15 protein-coding genes and 3 pseudogenes are annotated in these 18,106 nt (G+C 59.1%); 7 read left to right on the forward strand and 11 right to left on the reverse strand.

Going from position 1 to position 18,106, the window contains the following annotated elements; genetic code table 11:
* The first annotated feature begins 176 nt into the window (after positions 1-176).
* Positions 177-1,673, forward strand: a complete 1,497-nt coding sequence (locus tag IC37_RS16155) for a helix-turn-helix transcriptional regulator (RefSeq protein ID WP_030130437.1) — start codon at positions 177-179, stop codon at positions 1,671-1,673.
* 134 nt (positions 1,674-1,807) lie between these two features.
* Positions 1,808-2,062 (forward strand): DUF1652 domain-containing protein, encoded by a 255-nt coding sequence (locus IC37_RS16160; protein WP_030130436.1) that lies wholly within the window; start codon positions 1,808-1,810, stop codon positions 2,060-2,062.
* A 551-nt stretch (positions 2,063-2,613) separates the two neighbouring features.
* Here IC37_RS16160 and IC37_RS16165 read toward each other — a convergent pair.
* The 3 genes and pseudogenes from IC37_RS16165 to IC37_RS16175 form a co-directional block, all read right to left on the reverse strand.
* Positions 2,614-2,970, reverse strand: a pseudogene (locus IC37_RS16165) (gfo/Idh/MocA family oxidoreductase); the annotation flags it as partial.
* 249 nt (positions 2,971-3,219) lie between these two features.
* Positions 3,220-3,987 (reverse strand): SDR family oxidoreductase, encoded by a 768-nt coding sequence (locus tag IC37_RS16170; protein ID WP_030130434.1) that lies wholly within the window; start codon positions 3,985-3,987, stop codon positions 3,220-3,222.
* Between the two features lie 38 nt (positions 3,988-4,025).
* Positions 4,026-5,093 (reverse strand): phosphotransferase family protein, encoded by a 1,068-nt coding sequence (locus IC37_RS16175; protein ID WP_030130433.1) that lies wholly within the window; start codon positions 5,091-5,093, stop codon positions 4,026-4,028.
* 483 nt (positions 5,094-5,576) lie between these two features.
* On the opposite strand from IC37_RS16175, the pseudogene IC37_RS16180 reads away from it, so the two are divergent.
* Positions 5,577-5,684 (forward strand): annotated as a pseudogene (locus tag IC37_RS16180) (hypothetical protein); the annotation flags it as partial.
* Between the two features lie 8 nt (positions 5,685-5,692).
* Here IC37_RS16180 and IC37_RS16185 read toward each other — a convergent pair.
* Positions 5,693-6,664, reverse strand: a complete 972-nt coding sequence (locus tag IC37_RS16185) for a 2-hydroxyacid dehydrogenase (protein ID WP_030130432.1) — start codon at positions 6,662-6,664, stop codon at positions 5,693-5,695.
* A 359-nt stretch (positions 6,665-7,023) separates the two neighbouring features.
* Here IC37_RS16185 and IC37_RS16190 point away from each other — a divergent pair, with 359 nt between their 5' ends.
* Positions 7,024-8,304, forward strand: coding sequence for a serine/threonine transporter (locus IC37_RS16190; protein WP_030130431.1), 1,281 nt, complete (start codon positions 7,024-7,026; stop codon positions 8,302-8,304).
* 262 nt (positions 8,305-8,566) lie between these two features.
* Here the strand turns inward: IC37_RS16190 and acnB are convergent, their stop codons facing one another.
* On the reverse strand, positions 8,567-11,167 hold the full coding sequence (gene acnB, locus IC37_RS16195) for a bifunctional aconitate hydratase 2/2-methylisocitrate dehydratase (RefSeq protein ID WP_030130430.1): 2,601 nt from the start codon (positions 11,165-11,167) through the stop codon (positions 8,567-8,569).
* A gap of 406 nt (positions 11,168-11,573) precedes the next feature.
* Here acnB and IC37_RS16200 point away from each other — a divergent pair, with 406 nt between their 5' ends.
* Entirely contained in the window at positions 11,574-12,044 is a 471-nt protein-coding gene (locus IC37_RS16200; RefSeq protein ID WP_030130429.1) for a DUF1289 domain-containing protein, read from the forward strand.
* 129 nt (positions 12,045-12,173) lie between these two features.
* Here the strand turns inward: IC37_RS16200 and IC37_RS16205 are convergent, their stop codons facing one another.
* Positions 12,174-13,037, reverse strand: coding sequence for a universal stress protein (locus IC37_RS16205; RefSeq protein WP_030130428.1), 864 nt, complete (start codon positions 13,035-13,037; stop codon positions 12,174-12,176).
* 162 nt (positions 13,038-13,199) lie between these two features.
* On the opposite strand from IC37_RS16205, the gene IC37_RS16210 reads away from it, so the two are divergent.
* Positions 13,200-13,808, forward strand: coding sequence for a tRNA-(ms[2]io[6]A)-hydroxylase (locus tag IC37_RS16210; RefSeq protein ID WP_030130427.1), 609 nt, complete (start codon positions 13,200-13,202; stop codon positions 13,806-13,808).
* A 137-nt stretch (positions 13,809-13,945) separates the two neighbouring features.
* Here the strand turns inward: IC37_RS16210 and IC37_RS16215 are convergent, their stop codons facing one another.
* From IC37_RS16215 to IC37_RS16230, 4 genes are all read right to left on the reverse strand, one after another.
* The gene (locus IC37_RS16215) at positions 13,946-14,434 is read right to left on the reverse strand and encodes a GFA family protein (protein ID WP_030130426.1); all 489 of its coding nucleotides are present in this window, start codon (positions 14,432-14,434) and stop codon (positions 13,946-13,948) included.
* A 194-nt stretch (positions 14,435-14,628) separates the two neighbouring features.
* Positions 14,629-15,246, reverse strand: a complete 618-nt coding sequence (locus IC37_RS16220; protein WP_030130425.1) for a DNA-3-methyladenine glycosylase — start codon at positions 15,244-15,246, stop codon at positions 14,629-14,631.
* Between the two features lie 74 nt (positions 15,247-15,320).
* Positions 15,321-16,133 carry an isocitrate lyase/phosphoenolpyruvate mutase family protein gene (locus tag IC37_RS16225; RefSeq protein ID WP_030130424.1) on the reverse strand — a complete coding sequence of 271 codons (813 nt, stop codon included), beginning with the start codon at positions 16,131-16,133 and terminating at the stop codon, positions 15,321-15,323.
* A gap of 45 nt (positions 16,134-16,178) precedes the next feature.
* Positions 16,179-17,261 carry a bifunctional transcriptional activator/DNA repair enzyme AdaA gene (locus IC37_RS16230; protein WP_030130423.1) on the reverse strand — a complete coding sequence of 361 codons (1,083 nt, stop codon included), beginning with the start codon at positions 17,259-17,261 and terminating at the stop codon, positions 16,179-16,181.
* Between the two features lie 126 nt (positions 17,262-17,387).
* Between IC37_RS16230 and IC37_RS16235 the strand changes: the two genes are divergently transcribed.
* A complete protein-coding gene (locus IC37_RS16235; protein WP_030130422.1) occupies positions 17,388-17,801 on the forward strand; it encodes a VOC family protein in 414 nt (137 codons plus the stop codon).
* A gap of 3 nt (positions 17,802-17,804) precedes the next feature.
* Here IC37_RS16235 and IC37_RS16240 read toward each other — a convergent pair.
* Positions 17,805-18,068: pseudogene (locus tag IC37_RS16240) on the reverse strand (LysE family translocator); the annotation flags it as partial.
* Positions 18,069-18,106: the final 38 nt, after the last annotated feature.

The following is an 18,106-nucleotide window of genomic DNA, read 5'->3' on the forward strand; positions in this document are numbered from 1 at the left end:
TGAACCAGTTTGCTGCGCGACAGCGCGGCGTCGAAGACGGTGCGGGGCCTCCCTCGCCACAAAGGTTGTGTTGGCAATTGGAGGAGGTGGCAGGCTATCTGCACTATCGCAAACGCCGGCGGTCGTAATCTTCACAGGGCCGCGCGTAACGGCGCCGTCGCAATCGTGGAGATCCAATGAGCCAGGACGTCCTGACCACCGAAACCAATCGCCGCCAGTTGCAGCAGATCATCGCCGGCCTGTCCGATGGGGTGATTTTGCTGGAGCTCGACCAGACCATTCTCTGGGCCAATGATGCCGCGCTGACCATGCACGGGGTCAGTCGGATCGGTGAGCTGGGCGCCAATGCCAAGGAGTACGCGAAGCGATTTGCCTTGCGCTATCGCAACAATCACCCGGTAGCGACGGAGAATTATCCAATCAGCCGCGTTGCCCGCGGCGAGATGTTCAGTGATGTTCTGGTCGAATTGACGTCAGTCGAAAACAACGAGCGCACCTGGGTTCACAGCGTGCGCAGCATGGTGCTGGCCGACCGCGCCGGCGAGCCGGAGTCGTTGGTGCTGATCATGAACGACGTCACCGAATGGGCCAGTGCCGAGCAGCGTTTCGAAAAGACCTTCAATGCCAACCCGGCCCCGGCGGTGATCTGTCGCCTCAGCGATTTGCGCTACATTAAAGTCAACCAGGGCTTCCTGGAAATGACCGGTTATGCCCGTGATCAGGTGATCGGCGCTTCGACCTATGAACTGGACGTGCTGGAGGGCGCCGAAAATAAAGACCTGGCGAAGCAACGTTTACGTGACGGGACAACCATTCCCCAGATGCAGGCCGAGCTGCAATTGCCCGACGGAGGCAGCAAACAGGTGATCGTCGCCGGGCAACCGCTTGAACTCAACGACGAAGACTGCATGTTGTTTTCATTCGTCAACATGGAGCTTCGGCACAAGGCCGAAATTGCCCTGCGCCAAAGCGAGGAGCGGTTTGCCAAAGCCTTTCGCCTCACCCCGGTGCCGATCCTGGTGTGCAGCGCCGACGATCAAGTGGTGATGGACGTCAACGAAGCCTTCCTCGACATCCTGGCGTACCCCAGTGAAGAGGTGCTCGGCAAGACCGTGGCACAACTCGGTTTCATCGATGACGCGGGCACACGCACGCGACTGTTTGCGGCCCTGGAGAAAACCGGGAGCGTGGATCGCATCGATGTCAGGGTGCGCAGGAAAGAGGGCGGGCTGCTCGATTGCGCAGTCTCGGCGGACACCGTGAACATACAGGACGGCACGTGCTACCTGCTGGTGTTGATGGACATCACTGAGCGTAAACGCACCGAGCTGGAATTGGTGTCGGCGATTGAGGAGGTGATGAAAGATGCCTCCTGGTTCAGCCGTACGCTGATCGAGAAACTCGCCAACGCCAAAAACGTCAATCAGCCGCAGTTGTCCAATGTGTCATTTACCGACCTGACCGCCCGGGAGCGCGATGTGCTCGGCCTGATCTGTGAAGGCCTGGCCGACAAGGAGATCGCTGCGCGCCTGAAACTGGCGCCCAATACGGTGCGCAATCATGTTTCGACGGTGTATTCCAAACTCGACGTGCACAGCCGTAGCGAGGCGATTGTCTGGGCTCGTGAGCGGGGGCTGTTCTCCGGGGAGAGGCGGGCCAAGGGGCAACGTTAAGGTGCAAATGCACTAGGGGGGCTGGTGCAATTTCATGTTTTGGTCTGGTGGGGCTTTTTCTAGGCTGTCAGGGTGCGATACGTGGTTTCGGGCCGGTATCGCGTCCTCTCGATGCAGCTTAAAGGAACTGTCACATGGGTGCGATTTATCTGGCGCAACTGCGTATGCAACTGGAGCTGAGTTTTTCGCCGTTGGCCTGTGATTGTGCGCTCACGGGGGAGAATTCGTTGACGGTGAAGCTTTATCACCCGGCAACAGGGCAGGTGGATCTGGTGGTCAGTGGGTTGAGCGTAGCGAAACTCAGGACGCCAGAGGCGGTGGCGGCGTTGATTGAAGAGTTGCGGTATGAGCTTGAGAGCAGTGGCCTGCATCGGTCCAGTGCTATGTAGGTGCCGTTTCCTGCAGATGTACCCCGAACAACTGTGGGAGCGGGCTTGCTCGCGATGGCTATGCATCAGCGGCAAAGTTCTTGACGGTGTACCTATCCATTTTTGCGGTTACGCCGCCAAAGCCAGACTATCCGGGGTTTTTCTGGCATTGGCTGATGGCTGGGCTATAAGGAATGCGAGGTATTTCTTTTCTGTGACGGGGCCGCAGGTTCGCGGTGTGATTGTCGAGTCGCGGAAAATGTCGACTACTTACCGCGGGTCAGTCTATGAACAGTCTTCGCAAACATGTTTTTTCGCCACTGTCGCTCGCACTCTGCGTGGCGATTCTGGGCGGTTGTGCCAGTCCGCCGCCTCCGCCACCCGCAGCGCCGCCACCGCCACCGGTTCGTACCTGTCAGACCTCCGAAAACACCGATGTGCAGGGTGACATGAGGGCTGAAGGGCAGGTGACCCGGACCACGACCCAGACCCGTTGCGTCACTCAGTAAGCCTGGGCTGGTGTACCGCCAGTGGCGCCCTGTGCGACTGGCGGGTGCGGTCCGAGTGGCGGTTCAGACTTCCTCGATCCTGAGCCACCGCAACGCTTGTGCCGCCAAACGAATCGCTGTCGCCAGGCGTTCGACTTCCCACGCCTGTTCGAAATCTGTCCCGTCCTGGCCGAGGCCGGCCAGCGCCATCACCAACTCATGCACTTCGAGGGTCTTGAGTTCGTTGTAACCCAACTGGTGCGCCGGCGCCGGGCTGAAGGCGGCATAACCCGGCAAGTCGGGCCCCGCCAGCAGCCATTGGAAACCGCCTTGCCCGGCGCGATACATCCGCAGTTCATTCAAGCGTTCCTGATCGAATGCCAGGGTGCCCCGGGTGCCGCTGATTTCAAAACTCAGGTGATTCTTGTAACCGTGTTTGAGCCTAACCGGATCCCACCTACACACAGGAATGGTGTAAATACGTGGGAAACAAAAAAGGCAGCCTTTTGACTAATGCCAGTCAGTTAAGCCGCGGAACCTGTGGGAGCGGGCTTGCTCGCGAAAGCAGTGTGTCAGGCAACATCAATGTTGACTGTGTCGCCGTCTTCGCGAGCAAGCCCGCTCCCACATGGATTGCGCTTAACTGGCATTAAGCCTTTTGGCTGCCTTCGGTTTATTCGCAGAACCAAATCAGGACAGAAACCCACCATCCACATTCAACGAAACCCCAGTCGTGTAGCTCGACGCATCACTCGCCAGGTACAACACCGCACCGGCCATTTCACTCGGATCCGCTACACGCTTGAGCGGAATCTGCTGCAGCGCGGTTTTCAGGATGGCGTCGTTCTTCACCAGCGCCGAAGCGAATTTGGTGTCGGTCAGACCCGGCAGCAGGGCGTTGCAACGGATGCCAAACTGCGCACATTCCTTGGCGAAGACTTTGGTCATGTTGATCACCGCTGCCTTGGTCACCGAGTAGATGCCCTGGAAGATCCCCGGCGAGATGCCGTTGATCGAGGCAACGTTGATGATGCTGCCGCCACCGTGTTCGCGCATCAGCTTGCCGGCTTCCACCGACATGAAGAAATAACCGCGAATGTTCACGTCGACGGTTTTCTGGAAGGCGCTGAGGTCGGTGTCCAGTACGTTGCAGAACTGCGGGTTGGTCGCCGCGTTGTTGACCAGAATATCCAGGCGCCCGAATTGTTCGCGGATGCCGGCGAAGACTTGGGTGATCTGCTCCATTTCGCCGATGTGGCAGGCAATGGCGGTGGCCTTGCCGCCAGCGGCGATGATTGCGTCGGCGACGTGCTGGCAGCCGTCGAGTTTGCGGCTTGAAACAATGACGTGGGCACCTTGCTGCGCCAGCAGTTTGGCGATGGCTTCACCGATGCCGCGGCTGGCGCCGGAGACGAAAGCGATCTTGCCGTCGAGGTCGAACAACTGAGTCTTGGACATGATTTTTCCTTGTTTTTGGGCCCGATCAGCGGCCGTGATCAGAGGCTGGATTTCGAGATGACTTGCAGGCTCATCTGCTCCAGCAGTTTGTTCATGTGAATGAACTGCGCGAAGCGTTTGTCCTGGGTCTGACCATGGAAGAAGCGGTAGTAGATCTGCTGCACGATGCCGGCTAGACGGAACAGGCCGTAGGTGTAATAGAAGTCGAAATTGTCGATCTGGATGCCTGCGCGCTCGGCGTAATAATCGACGAATTCACGACGGGTCAGCATGCCGGGGGCGTGGCTTGGCTGGCGGCGCATCAGTTGCACCGGCGCCGGATCGTCGGCCTCGATCCAGTAGGCGAGGGTGTTGCCCAGGTCCATCAGCGGGTCGCCGAGGGTAGTCAACTCCCAGTCCAGCACGCCGATGATCTGCATCGGGTTCTCGGGGTCGAGGATCACGTTGTCGAAGCGGTAATCGTTATGGACGATGCTCGACGTCGGGTGATCGGCCGGCATCTTGTCGTTGAGCCAGGCCTTCACCGCTTCCCACTTTGGCGCGTCCGGGGTCAGGGCTTTTTCGTAGCGTTCGCTCCAGCCTTTGATTTGCCGCGCGACATAACCTTCGGGTTTGCCAAGGTCGCCCAGACCATAGGCCTTGTAGTCGACTTGGTGCAGTTCCACGAACTTATCGATGAAGCTTTTGCACAGGGCTTCGGTCTTGGCTGAATCAAGGCCCAGTTCCGGCGGCAGTTCGGCGCGCAGGATGATGCCCTTGACCCGTTCCATCACATAGAACTCGGCGCCGATCACCGATTCGTCGGTGCAGTGCACATAGGCTTTGGGGCAATAGGGGAAACCGTCCCGCAGCTGATTGAGGATGCGGAATTCGCGGCCCATGTCGTGGGCGGACTTGGCCTTGTGGCCGAACGGTGGCCGACGCAGGACGAATTCCTGTTCGGGGTATTCCAGCAGGTAAGTCAGGTTCGATGCACCGCCCGGAAACTGGCTGATCACAGGCAAGCCACTCAGGCCCGGAATGTGTGCCTTGAGGTACGGATCGATCAGGCTGGCATCGAGTTCTTCGCCGGAGCGGATACGGGTGGACTGGTCAGTAAGCGCCATGCTTATCCCTTCTGCTTATTTTGGAGGCCAGACATCATTGGCTAATCTAATGGTGCGCCGGGGTGGCCACAAGCGCGGCACGGTCTTATAGGTTAGCGTGTTGCCGGATAATCAGCGTTCCTGATGTGCGCGAACAGGCTTGGCGGAGGAAGGAGATTCGACGTGGGCTTATCCGCAAGTGTGCGCCACCGCGACCCTGCAATGCAGTTTCGCGGGGTCTCAGGCGATATCGATGTTGAATGTGAGGGCCTCATCGGGGCATGGGTGTCTACACATCTTCCCGAGTTTGATGGTGTACATATCCGTTTCTGCGGTAACGGCGGCTGGCGGCCGTTACCGCAGAAATGGATATGTACTCCCAACACCAAGCCCCAAGCCCCAAGCCCCGGCAGTGAATCTCTGTAGCTCAAGAGATGTGTAGATACCCATGCTCATCGCGGGCAAGCCCGCTTCCACAGGGGATCGTCTGTGAATGCAGTATTCAAACGGGGCGTGGAGTGGGGGAACAAACCCTTGAGCGAGCTGCTTGGAGAACTGATCAGCGCCGATGCCGAATCCCGGCGACTCTGGACGCTGTTGGGCGTCCTTTAGTGCGTCCTTTAATGAGCGTTCCGGGCGGCTGCCGACGGCAATGGTAAAGCAATGGGGGTCAGTACCGGTTGACCGGAAAAAAACGCCGTCAGGTTTTTGCCGACCAGTTCCACTGTGCCTTGAGTGGCCTCAGGGGACAACCCGGCGACATGCGGGGTCAGAATCACGTTGGCCAACCCCTTCAGCGCGTCCGGCACCTGGGGTTCGTTATCGAAGACATCCAGCGCGGCACCGGCAATCCGTCGCTGTTCCAGCGCGCTGATCAAGTCTGCCGTGACGATCACGCTGGCCCGCGCGATGTTGACTATAAATCCGTTGGGCCCTAAAGCGTCGAGTACCTGCTTATTGATCAAGTGCTGGGTACCGAGCCCGCCGGGTGCGGCAATGATCAGAAAATCCGAGTGGCGTGCCAGTTCGGTCGGCGTCGAGCAGAAGCTATAGGGCACATCGCTGCGATGCTGGCGGTTGTGGTAGCTCACGCTCATGTCGAAGCCGTTGGCCGCACGTTTGGCGATAGCGATGCCGACGGCCCCAAGGCCGAGGATGCCCAGGCGTTTGCCGGCCAGGGAAGGGCGCATGATTTTCGGCCACTCGCCCCGACGCACGGCAGCATCGGCCCGAGGGATATCGCGCACCAGTGCCAGCAGCAACGCCATGGCATGGTCGGCGACGGAAGAGGCATTGACGCCGGCCCCATTGGTGACGGTGATGCCGCGGTCGGCGGCGGCTTGCAGGTCGACATGCTCATAGCCAGCGCCAATCACGCAGATGATCTTGAGGTTGGGCAGGGCGGCAATTTCATTGGCGTACAGGCCCAATGGACCGCGCGTCAGCACAGCATCGATATGATCGCCCTGTCGGGCAATGGCGGCGGCGCGCTCGGCCGGAGTCGGGGCCAGGATCAGATGAAACCCCTGATGTTCGAGAATCGGCAGGTATTCATTGATGGTTTCAACCAGTACCAGAACGGTGACAGGCATGCTGGGCTCCTGTGGGCAGCGGAATATCGGGGCTCGAACGTCGCATCAGATTGCTGACACCAGAGCGGTTTGGCAATGGCCAGGGTTTTTGGCTCCCCCGTGTCGGAGCTGGCGAAGCCTGCGATCCTTCTAATGACAACACTAGATCAGTGCGAGGCAGATGGAGAGGAATTGTCCGCTCCTACAGGAGAACGCAGGCGCCTGCATCTGATCCGCATAACCATTGCTCAGCTAGGTCTTTGCTTCTGTTGATTAATCCCGGACAATCGCGCCCCTGTTTCGGCCAGGGCGCTGCCTGTCGGATTTTTCCGACTCGTCCTGACCGGGTGCAAATGACCGGAAAGCGGAGATCCGACCGGATGAATGATCAGGCCAATAGCGTCGACGAACGCTATGTAGCGGCGACACCAGCGAGCCTCGAAAGCTGGAATCGCCATGACACCACCTGGATGCTGGGCCTGTTTGGCACGGCAATCGGGGCCGGTACCCTGTTTTTGCCGATCAACGCGGGGCTGGGCGGCTTCTGGCCGCTGCTGATCCTGGCATTGCTGGCATTCCCCATGACGTTTTACGCACACCGTGGCCTGACTCGCTTTGTGTTGTCCGGCCGCGAAGGCGCCGACATCACCGAAGTGGTGGAAGAACACTTCGGCATCAAGGCCGGTGCATTCATCACGTTGCTGTATTTCTTTGCGATCTTCCCGATCCTGCTGATTTACAGCGTGGCCCTGACCAACACCGTGGGCAGTTTCCTCGAGCATCAACTGCACATCATGCCTCCACCGCGCGCCGTGCTGTCGTTCGTATTGATTCTCGGCCTGCTGGCAGTGGTGCGTTGCGGTGAGCAGGTGATCGTCAAGGCCATGAGCCTGATGGTGTATCCGTTCATCGTCGCGCTGCTGTTCCTGGCGGTGTTTCTGATTCCGCACTGGAATGGCGGCATCCTCAGCACCGCGACCACGCTGCCCGAGTCGTCGGCGCTGCTGCATACCTTGTGGCTGGCGATTCCGGTGATGGTGTTCTCGTTCAACCATTCGCCGATCATCTCGGCGTTCGCAGTGGACCAGAAGCGCCGCTACGGTGCGCATGCCGAAGAGCGCAGCTCGCAGATCCTGTCCCGTGCCCACATCTTGATGGTGGTGATGGTGCTGTTCTTCGTCTTCAGCTGCGTGCTGACCCTGTCGCCGGCACAACTGGCGCAAGCCAAGGCACAGAACCTGTCGATCCTGTCGTACCTGGCCAACCACTTCAGCAACCCGACCATCGCCTTTGCGGCGCCGTTGATTGCCTTCGTGGCCATTTCCAAGTCGTTCCTGGGCCACTACATCGGCGCCAGTGAAGGCTTGAAGGGCCTGATCGTCAAGAGCGGCAAACGCCCGGCACCGAAGACGCTGGACCGCATGACCGCGGCGTTCATGCTGGTGGTCTGCTGGATCGTTGCCACGCTGAACCCGAGCATTCTCGGCATGATCGAAACCCTTGGTGGCCCGATCATCGCGGCGATCCTGTTCCTGATGCCGATGTACGCGATCCGCAAGGTTCCGGCGATGGCGCGCTTTCGTGGTCAAGCCTCTAACGTCTTCGTGACGGCGGTGGGCCTGGTGGCGATTTCGGCGTTGATCTACTCCCTGACCGCCTGAGGATATAGCTTCCAGACACGCTGAATACCCTGTGGGAGCGGGCTTGCTCGCGAATGCGGTCTTACAGTCAACGAAGATGTTGAATGGGATGGCCTCTTCGCGAGCAAGCCCGCTCCCACATTTGTTTTGTGTGATGCATGGCTCGCGCAAATCTCTGTGGGAGCATGGCTTGCCCGCGAAGAACGATAACGCGGTCTTCCTGAAGGCATAAAAAAACGCCGCTCATCTCACGATGGGCGGCGTTTTTTATGGCGTTGTAACGTTAGGCTTGAACGACCGGGATGTTGGCGTTCGCAGCAGCTTCACGGAACTCGGCGATCTGGTCGAAGGACAGGTAGCGGTAAACATCGGCCGCCATGCTGTCGATCTTGCCAGCGTATTCCATGTACTCCTCGACGGTCGGCAGGCGACCCAGGATCGATGCAACGGACGCCAGCTCGGCCGAAGCCAGGTAGACGTTCGCGCCGTCACCCAGACGGTTCGGGAAGTTACGGGTCGACGTCGACACCACGGTGGAGTTCGGCTCTACACGTGCCTGGTTACCCATGCACAGCGAGCAGCCTGGCATTTCCATGCGTGCGCCGGCCTTGCCGTAGATACCGTAGTAGCCTTCTTCGGTCAGCTGGTGAGCGTCCATTTTGGTCGGCGGCGACAGCCACAGGCGGGTTGGCAGCTGACCTTTGACCTGATCCAGCAGTTTACCGGCAGCGCGGAAGTGACCGATGTTGGTCATGCACGAACCGATGAACACTTCGTCGATCTTCTCGCCAGCAACGCTGGACAGCAGACGGGCATCGTCCGGATCGTTTGGCGCGCAGAGCACAGGCTCTTTGATGTCGGCCAGGTCGATTTCGATGACTTCAGCGTATTCGGCGTCAGCATCGGCAACCATCAACTCAGGGTTGGCGATCCAGGCTTCCATCGCTTGAGCACGACGTTCCAGGGTACGCACATCACCGTAGCCTTCACCGATCATCCAGCGCAGCAGGGTGATGTTGGAGCTCAGGTACTCGGTGATCGACTCTTTCGACAGCTTGATGGTGCAACCGGCAGCCGAACGTTCGGCCGAGGCGTCGGACAGCTCGAAAGCCTGTTCGATGCTCAGGTTGTCCAGGCCTTCGATTTCCAGAATGCGGCCGGAGAAGGCGTTCTTCTTGCCTTTCTTCTCGACGGTCAGCAAGCCAGCCTGAATCGCGAAGTAAGGAATGGCGTGAACCAGGTCACGCAGGGTGACGCCCGGTTGCATCTTGCCTTTGAAGCGCACCAGGATCGATTCCGGCATGTCCAGTGGCATCACGCCAGTGGCAGCGGCGAATGCGACCAGACCGGAACCGGCCGGGAACGAAATGCCCATCGGGAAACGGGTGTGGGAGTCACCACCGGTGCCGACAGTGTCCGGCAGCAGCATGCGGTTCAGCCAGCTGTGGATGATGCCGTCGCCCGGACGCAGGGAAACGCCGCCGCGGGTCATGATGAAGTCAGGCAGGGTGTGGTGGGTGGTCACGTCGATCGGCTTTGGATAAGCCGCGGTGTGGCAGAACGACTGCATCACCAGATCGGCCGAGAAGCCCAGGCACGCCAGGTCTTTCAGTTCGTCACGGGTCATTGGACCGGTGGTGTCCTGGGAACCCACGGTGGTCATCTTCGGTTCGCAGTAGGTGCCAGGACGCACACCGGCTACGCCGCACGCCTTGCCGACCATTTTCTGCGCCAGGGTGAAACCCTTGGTGCTTTCGATCGGGGCATCCGGTTTCTTGAACAGGTCGAACGCTGGCAGACCCAGTTCGGCGCGAGCCTTATCGGTCAGGCCACGGCCGATGATCAGCGGAATACGACCGCCGGCACGGACTTCGTCCAACAGAACCGGGGTCTTCATTTCGAAGGTGGTGATGACTTCGTCGGTACCGTGCTTGCAGACTTTGCCAGCGTGCGGGTACAGGTCGATCACGTCGCCCATATTGATGTTGGTCACATCAAATTCGATTGGCAGTGCGCCGGCATCTTCCATGGTGTTGTAGAAGATCGGAGCGATCTTGCTGCCGAAGCAGAAGCCGCCAGCACGCTTGTTCGGCACGAAAGGAACGTCGTCGCCGAAGAACCACAGCACCGAGTTGGTGGCCGATTTACGCGACGAACCGGTACCGACCACGTCGCCGACGTAGGCGATCGGGAAGCCTTGACCGCGCATTTCTTCGATCTGCTTCATCGGACCGATGGCGCCTTGCTGATCCGGAACGATGCCTTCACGGGCCATTTTCAGCATCGCCAGGGCGTGCAGCGGGATGTCCGGACGGGACCAGGCGTCAGGAGCAGGGGACAGGTCGTCGGTGTTGGTTTCGCCAGTCACCTTGAACACGCGCAGGCTGATCTTGTCGGCCAGCACCGGGCGGTTCTTGAACCACTCGCCGTCGGCCCAGGATTGCAGAACGCCTTTGGCGTGAACGTTGCCGTTCTTGGCTCTTTCAGCCACGTCGTGGAAGGCATCGAACATCAGCAGGGTGTGCTTGAGTTCTTCGGCGGCCACTGGTGCCAGTTCGGCGTCGTCCAGCAGATTGACCAGCGTCACGATGTTGTAGCCGCCCTGCATGGTGCCGAGCAGTTCAACAGCGCGTTTCTTGTCGATCAGAGGGGATTTGGCTTCGCCTTTGGCGAGGGCAGAGAGGAAACCGGCCTTTACATAGGCAGCTTCGTCCACGCCTGGCGGAACGCGATTGGTGATCAGGTCAACGAGGAAGGCTTCTTCGCCAGCCGGGGGATTCTTCAGCAGCTCGACCAGGCCTGCAGTTTGTTCGGCGTTAAGCGGCTGGGGAACGATACCCAGTGCTGCGCGCTCTTCGATATGTTTGCGGTAGGCTTCAAGCACAGTTATTACCCTCATCAGTGGTCCCAAATGGGTGTCCGGGACGCTCATCCCGAAATTGCCGTACTCATGCGCTGCGTGGCGTTGTGGGCCGCTTAGCCAGAATTACCGGCAATTCCTTACAGAAGCTGCTTTCAAAGTTTTACGCCTGCAGAACGGGGAGCTGATGAGGGTTGGCGTCAGGTTTTTCACCGCTGAAAAACCCTTCGCCAACACCGCTCTGAAGGAACGACTGTGCTCGTGACGCTTTGAAAACAGCTTCTAACGGACATTGGCGCCTTAAAAGGCTGGCTGATTCTACGGCAAAAAAAATTTAAAGGTAAGTTAGCCTCAGAATTTTGAAGGGTGATGAATGTTAGACAAAGGGCTAACATGCCGACCTGTTCTGCTTTCCCGTGTTTTGCCTACTATGCCCAATCAGACCATCAAAACCCCCTGCGTCGGCCTCTGCTCCACTGTTTACGGTGACCTGGTGTGCCGTGGCTGCAAGCGTTTCCACCATGAAGTGATTCACTGGAACGGTTACAACGAGGAAGAAAAACGCGCGGTGTGGCTGCGTCTTGAGCAACTGCTGTCGCAGGTGATGGCCAGTAAAATAGAGATTTTCGACCCCGCGTTGCTGCGTCTGCAGCTGGAGCAGCGCAAGATTCGTTTTGTGCCGCATCAGTCGGAATATTGCTGGGCATACCAATTGATCGCCCGGGGGGCGCGGGTCATCAATAATCTGGAAGCCTACGGGATGGTGTTGCTGCCGGAGTTTCGCGACTGGAACCTACCGGAATTGCGCGATGCCATTGATCGGGAATTTTTTCTGCTGTCTGAGGCGCATTACCAGCGCTACATTGCGCCGGGGTTTCTCAAGGATGCGTTTGGCGGTTAAATCTTAAAAGCTTCGCGAGCAAGCCCGCTCCCACATTGGATCTGTGTCGTTCACAAATTTCATGACCAATGGAGATCCCATGTGGGAGCGGGCTTGCTCGCGAAGGCTATTTATCTGACGCCGAAAATCTCAATGCTGGGTCACGATCTCTTCCAGATGATCCATGATCGTATCCGGCTTGAGCACCAGCACATCGCTCTCCAGCGAATCCAGCACCACCTCCGCCGTATTACCGATCAACGCCCCCGACAACCCGGTCCGCGCCACCGTGCCAATCACCGTCACGGAGGCCCCCAGCTTATGGGCCATGTACGGAATCAACACATCCGCCGGACCTTCCGCGATATGCAGGTGGTCGTCGTCAATGTCGAACTCGGCCTGAAAGGCTTTGCATTGCTCGCGATAGCGGGCCTCAATGGTTTCGCTGAGCTGAAACGTCGGGTCGGCGGCCGAGAGCATCGGCGACGGATGGGCGCTGATCACGTGTAAATGAGCTTTGGCCAGGCTGGAAATGTCGTAGCCATGATCGATGATGCTGGCGTGCAAGGTGCGGTGTTCGCCGTCGATGTTACCGACATCGATGGCCGCCAGGATCACGCCGCCGGTCCAGGGTTTGGCGGTTTTTACCAGCAGCACCGGAGTCGGGCAGTAGCGCAGCAGTTTCCAGTCCGCCGGGGTCAGCAGGGCTTTTTTCAGCGGGCTGTCAGGGAAATGCTGCTTGACCACCAACCCGCAGCCTTCAGCTTGCTGCACATCGACGATGGTTTCGTGCAGGCTGTCGTTCCAGGCTTGTTCGGTGGTGACGCTATAACCGTCCTCCAACAGCGCTGCCTTGAGCACACCCAGCACGCCAGCGTGGTCATGCTTTTTATCGCAGACCAGCAGGTGCAAATGGGCCTGGGTCACGCCAGCGATCAGTTTGGCCCGTTTGAGCGCCAGGCTCTCCGAGTGCTCGGGTTCGATGACCACCAGAATGCTGCGAATGGCTTGCATGATCGGAATCTCCCTGGAAGGTAAAAAACACTGCGTTGGACAACTATAGTTGCTGGTCGGCATTCGGCGACTTGATGCATATCAACGGTTGGCGGCTGGTGGTCTGTCGGCAGGCCGGTATAATCGGCGCCCTTCGTTCTGTACCTTTTATCCGTGAGCCCCATGATCCTTCCCGAAATTCACGAATTCCTTGGCTGCCGCACGCCCGCTGGCTGGGTCCAGGCCGCGTTGGCCGATCAGGAAACCTTGCTGATCGACCACAAAAATTGCGAATTCAAGGCGGCCAGCACGGCGTTGAGCCTGATTGCCAAATACCACTCCCACGTCGATCTGATCAACCTGATGTCGCGTCTGGCCCGGGAAGAACTGGTGCACCACGAACAGGTCATGCGCCTGATGAAAAAGCGCAAGATCGAGCTGCGTCAGCTGTCCGCCGGGCGTTACGCCTCGGGGCTGCGCAAAGTAGTGCGCAGCCACGAACCGGTGAAACTGGTGGATACCTTGGTGGTCGGCGCCTTCATCGAAGCCCGCAGCTGCGAGCGTTTCGAGGCATTGGTGCCGCATCTGGATGAAGAGCTGGGCAAGTTCTACTTCGGTCTGCTGAAAAGCGAGGCGCGGCATTTCCAGGGTTACCTGAAACTGGCTTATCAGTATGGAGACGCCAAGGACATCGCCCAGGTGATCGACAAGGTTCGTGACGCCGAGCAGGCGTTGATCGAGTCGCCGGATGTGGAGTTTCGCTTTCACAGTGGTGTGCCGGTAGCGGCGTGATAAAGACAGAAGATCAAAAGATCGCAGCCTTCGGGCCACCCTATTGATCGTTCCCACGCAGAGCGGGGGAACGATCCTATCGGGCTGTCCGCCGCATCATTGGCCAGGCGGGAAACGGTCAAAGACTGTGAAGCGGCTTAGCGGCTCAAACCCAGACGCTCATGCCATTGGGCGATCGACTCTTCGGGCCAGACATCACACTGTCGGTCAGCGGGCTGCGTCTGGACTTCCACCCATGATGCTTTCGAACCGAGCATCACGTGCGTGTACTCGGGTGGTACCGGCAGCGCCGTGTCGATGACCGAGGCGAATGGGTGAACAAGGTCTGGCCATTCAGGACTGAACACCCATAATCCCGAGCCGCAAACGGAACAGAAATGCCGCTCGGCGGTGCTGCGGTGGGCGCGTTTGTCACCTTCTTCCTTGAGCCGCGCATGGTAAATCGAGATGTGCTTGCGACCGCGCACCTTGAGGCTGGCGGCATCGCCAGCGATGTTGATCGCATAACCGCCACCGCCCTGGGTCTTGCGACAGATCGAGCAATAGCAAAGTTGATAAGGGTAGGGGTGGGCGCTGGTCAGGCTGAACGACACCGCGCCGCAATGGCAGGAGCCTTCGAGCTGCATGGGAAACTCCGACAGATCTTGGGATGGCTCAAGACAGCCTAGACTGTCAGTGTTCCCGGGCAGTTGAATTTGTGCTGGCGGGCCTCTTCGCGAGTAAGCCCGCTCCCACACTTGATCGTTTTCGTACACAAAATCTGTGTTCACTGAAGATCTAATGTGGGAGCGGGCTTGCTCGCGAAGAACGATAACGCGGTCTACCGGCTGGGCACCCGCCACAAATACCACGCCGCCACCGTCCGATAAGGACTCCAAGCCAACCCGATTTCAATCATCTGCTTGCGAGTCGGCTGTACCTCCAACCTCTTCAGCCGCCGATAACCCTCACGCACCCCAAAGTCATCGGCCGGCAAAATGTCTGGCCGCTCCAGGCTGTAGATCAGCAGCATTTCCACCGTCCAGCGACCCACCCCGCGCAAGGTAATCAGGCGCTCGATCAATGCTTCGTCATCCATGGCCAGGGCCGTGGCGTAATCCGGCACCATACCCTCCAGAGCCGCCTGAGCGATGCCCTGAATGGTCGCGATCTTGCTGGCGGAAAACCCGCAACTGCGCATTTGATCGAAGTCTGTCGCCAGAATCTGCTCGGGTCTGGGGAAGGTGTTCGAAGGAAATAACGCCAGCAGCCGGCCGACAATCGCATCGCCGGCCTTTGCATGCAGTTGCTGATAGGCAATCGCCCGCACCAGTGACTCATAAGGATCGCGAGCCGCATGGGGCTGATGCAGGCAGGGGCCGATGGCGTCGATGTGGCGTTGCCAGTCGGCATCGAGGGCCGAGAGAAATTCACTGGCCAGTTGATAGGTGTCGGGCATGGAGCATCCTGAAGCGCGGGTGACTGCGGGAAGATTAGCCCTCACCCCGCAGCGCCGCACTCCATTGCTTGCGGTCAAATTTTACCGGTGGGGGCCAGCAGGGCGTTCACTTGGCCATAAGTGAAGGCCTTGAGGTCGCTGCTATCGAGTTTTCCGGTTTCCAGAAAGCTTTTGGCTACCGACGCCATAGCGCCGTAGAGGAATTCGGCGATGCTCGAGCCGGCACTCAAACGGCGCACGCCGAGGGTTTTCAGTTCCTCAGGTGAAGGCAGGCCCGAGAAACCGAGTACGTTCACCGGCAGCGTCGTGCCACGGCACAGCGCTTCGATCTCATACGCCGCCGTGACGCCCGCCGCGAACAGCCCGTCGGCCCCGGCTGCCTGATACAACGCGGCCCGTTTAAGTGTCTCTGCTACGCGATCTTCGGCTGGCACCAGGCCTCTGAGGTACACGTCGGTACGAGCGTTGATGAACAAATTCACATCACGGCGGTTGGCAACCTGGCGAGCGATTTCGATCTTGCGGGCCAGCAGCTCGGGCGACGAAGCGCCGTCCTCGATATTAATCCCCACGGCACCGGCGGCGATCACTGCGTCGATCACTTGCGCAACCCGCCCCAGGACATCGGAATAGCCGGCCTCAATGTCCACGGTCAACGGCACGCTGATGACCCGGGCAATGGACTCGACGGTGGAAACGAGCCGTTCAAGCGGCAAGGTATTGCCATCCGGGTAACCGTGAGCCCAAGCCACCGCCGCGCTACTGGTGGCGACGGCCTTGCTGCCCAGTTGTTCGACCAGTCGCGCTCCGGTGGCATCGGCAACGTTGGTCAGAATCAGCAAGCCACTCTGGTGCAGCTGGTGGAATTGGTTGTCGAGTGTGTCCATCGAATGTCCTTCCTTATGACTTTTTTTGAATAAACGGCGGATTGATCAGAATGCGAGTTGTTGGGTGATTTGCACCGCGGCGCTTTCCAGCCTGAGCAGAAACGCCTTGCGCGGTTGTCCTCCACCATAGCCGGTCAATGAGCCGTCTGCGCCGATCACCCGATGACAGGGCAGCACAATCGCCAGGCGGTTTTGTCCGTTGGCCAGACCCACGGCGCGACTGGCGCCGGGCTTGCCCAGTTGCGCGGCGATGGCGCCATAAGTAGTGGTGTGGCCGTAGAGGATTTTCATCAGTTCAGCCCACACCTGCCGGGCGAAAGCGCTGCCGGGCAGGTGCAGTGGCACGTTGAATTCGGTTCGTTTACCTGCGAAGTATTGCGCCAGTTCTTGTTCAATCTGCTGCAAATGCCCGTTGTGACCGGGGGCCACGGCGTAGCCATAACGGTGTTGCAGTTCTTCGATTTCCTTGGTCAGTGCCGGTCGATCGAGAAACTCCAGCAGCACCAGCCCACGCTGTTCGGCCATGGCGATCATCGGCCCCAGCGGTGTGGTCAGCCGAGTGAACAGCAGCGGCTCACTGTGGGCGGCGCGGCCGGGCGTGATATGGAACGACTTTTGAAACGCATCGCGAAAGCCACTCAGGGATTCGTAGCCGGAGTCGAACGCGGCGTTGTCGATGGATTCGCCCTGTTTGATGCCACCGAGGGCAATGCCCAGGCGCCGGCTGCGCAGCCAGGCGTGAAAGGTCATGCCGAAATGCTGCTTGAACCAGCGGCGCAGTTTCAGCGGCTCGATGCCCTCGGCAAGCAACTGGGCGTCGGTCCAGCGCAGGTCGGGATCCGCGTCGACGGATTTGAGCAGCCGCTGCACCCAGTCCGGCGCGATGGCCGCGGCGTCCAGTGGCTTGCAACGCAGGCAGGCCCGATAGCCTGCCGACATCGCCTCATCGGCATGGGCGAAGAACTCGACGTTTTCCGGCTTCGGTTTGCGCGCCGTACAGCCGGGGCGGCAGAAAATGCCAGTGGTTTTGACCGCGGTAAAAAACACCCCCTCGTAGGCGGTGTCGCGTTCGAGCATGGCGCGAACCATCTCGGCATGGGGCGGAAGCACAGCGTTTTGTAGGTTCATGGGCTGAGCATAGGGCGCGTCGCCCGGCGCCTCCACCGGAAAATCGACAGTGAATTTTTGTGGCCCTGAGCTACAGTCATCGGGTCACCGATAATCCTGTAAACGATATTTTCAGGAATCATCCTAATGCAACCGTTCACGATCAAACACATCGATCACATCGTCCTGCGCGTCAAGGATCTCGAACGAAGCATCACTTTTTACGGCGAGGTATTCGGCGCCGAAGTGGTCAAGCGCCGTGACGATCTGGGCATGGTGCATTTACGTGCGGGCACCTCGATGATTGACCTCGTCGACATCCACGGCGAACTCGGCCGCAAGGGCGGTGCTGCCGCCGGCAACGAACGGCGCAACGTCGATCACTTCTGCTTGCGCATCGAACCGTTCGACGAGGAAGCGCTGGTCAGGTACTTGCAGTCCTTCGGCCTGACACCCGAGAAAGCCGCCATGCGTTTCGGCGCCGAAGGTCACGGGCTGTCGATTTATTGCTTCGATCCGGACGGCAATCAGGTCGAACTGAAAGGACCGTCCCAAGGGTAAAGATCACGCCCGTTTCGCCATCAACAACACCGAAGCTGCCGCCGACAACAAGCCCGCGCAGCAACGGTTGAAAATCCGCTTGCCCCGTGGTTCGGCGAACCAGCGGCGCATGTGCAGGCCCATGTAGGCGTAGGCGCTGATGGCGATCCATTCCAGCATCAGGAATAACGCGCCGAGCACGACGAATTGCGCGGCAATCGGCCGACTCGGGTCGACGAACTGCGGCAGGAAGGCTGTGAACAGCCAAATAGCCTTGGGATTGCCCGAGAACCGTGTTTTTATCATGAGTGACGAGTGGCTCGGCC

It is taken from the genome of Pseudomonas sp. QTF5, assembly GCF_000512695.2.
GTDB lineage: Bacteria > Pseudomonadota > Gammaproteobacteria > Pseudomonadales > Pseudomonadaceae > Aquipseudomonas.

Excerpts from the sequence above, each read along its gene's own strand:
- IC37_RS16155 (WP_030130437.1), top strand. The coding sequence starts at position 177 with ATGAGCCAGGACGTCCTGACCACCGAAACCAATCGCCGCCAGTTGCAG.
- IC37_RS16160 (WP_030130436.1), top strand. The coding sequence starts at position 1,808 with ATGGGTGCGATTTATCTGGCGCAACTGCGTATGCAACTGGAGCTGAGT.
- IC37_RS16170 (WP_030130434.1), bottom strand. The coding sequence starts at position 3,987 with ATGTCCAAGACTCAGTTGTTCGACCTCGACGGCAAGATCGCTTTCGTC.
- IC37_RS16175 (WP_030130433.1), bottom strand. The coding sequence starts at position 5,093 with ATGGCGCTTACTGACCAGTCCACCCGTATCCGCTCCGGCGAAGAACTC.
- IC37_RS16185 (WP_030130432.1), bottom strand. The coding sequence starts at position 6,664 with ATGCCTGTCACCGTTCTGGTACTGGTTGAAACCATCAATGAATACCTG.
- IC37_RS16190 (WP_030130431.1), top strand. The coding sequence starts at position 7,024 with ATGAATGATCAGGCCAATAGCGTCGACGAACGCTATGTAGCGGCGACA.
- IC37_RS16200 (WP_030130429.1), top strand. The coding sequence starts at position 11,574 with ATGCCCAATCAGACCATCAAAACCCCCTGCGTCGGCCTCTGCTCCACT.
- IC37_RS16205 (WP_030130428.1), bottom strand. The coding sequence starts at position 13,037 with ATGCAAGCCATTCGCAGCATTCTGGTGGTCATCGAACCCGAGCACTCG.
- IC37_RS16210 (WP_030130427.1), top strand. The coding sequence starts at position 13,200 with ATGATCCTTCCCGAAATTCACGAATTCCTTGGCTGCCGCACGCCCGCT.
- IC37_RS16215 (WP_030130426.1), bottom strand. The coding sequence starts at position 14,434 with ATGCAGCTCGAAGGCTCCTGCCATTGCGGCGCGGTGTCGTTCAGCCTG.
- IC37_RS16220 (WP_030130425.1), bottom strand. The coding sequence starts at position 15,246 with ATGCCCGACACCTATCAACTGGCCAGTGAATTTCTCTCGGCCCTCGAT.
- IC37_RS16225 (WP_030130424.1), bottom strand. The coding sequence starts at position 16,133 with ATGGACACACTCGACAACCAATTCCACCAGCTGCACCAGAGTGGCTTG.
- IC37_RS16230 (WP_030130423.1), bottom strand. The coding sequence starts at position 17,261 with ATGAACCTACAAAACGCTGTGCTTCCGCCCCATGCCGAGATGGTTCGC.
- IC37_RS16235 (WP_030130422.1), top strand. The coding sequence starts at position 17,388 with ATGCAACCGTTCACGATCAAACACATCGATCACATCGTCCTGCGCGTC.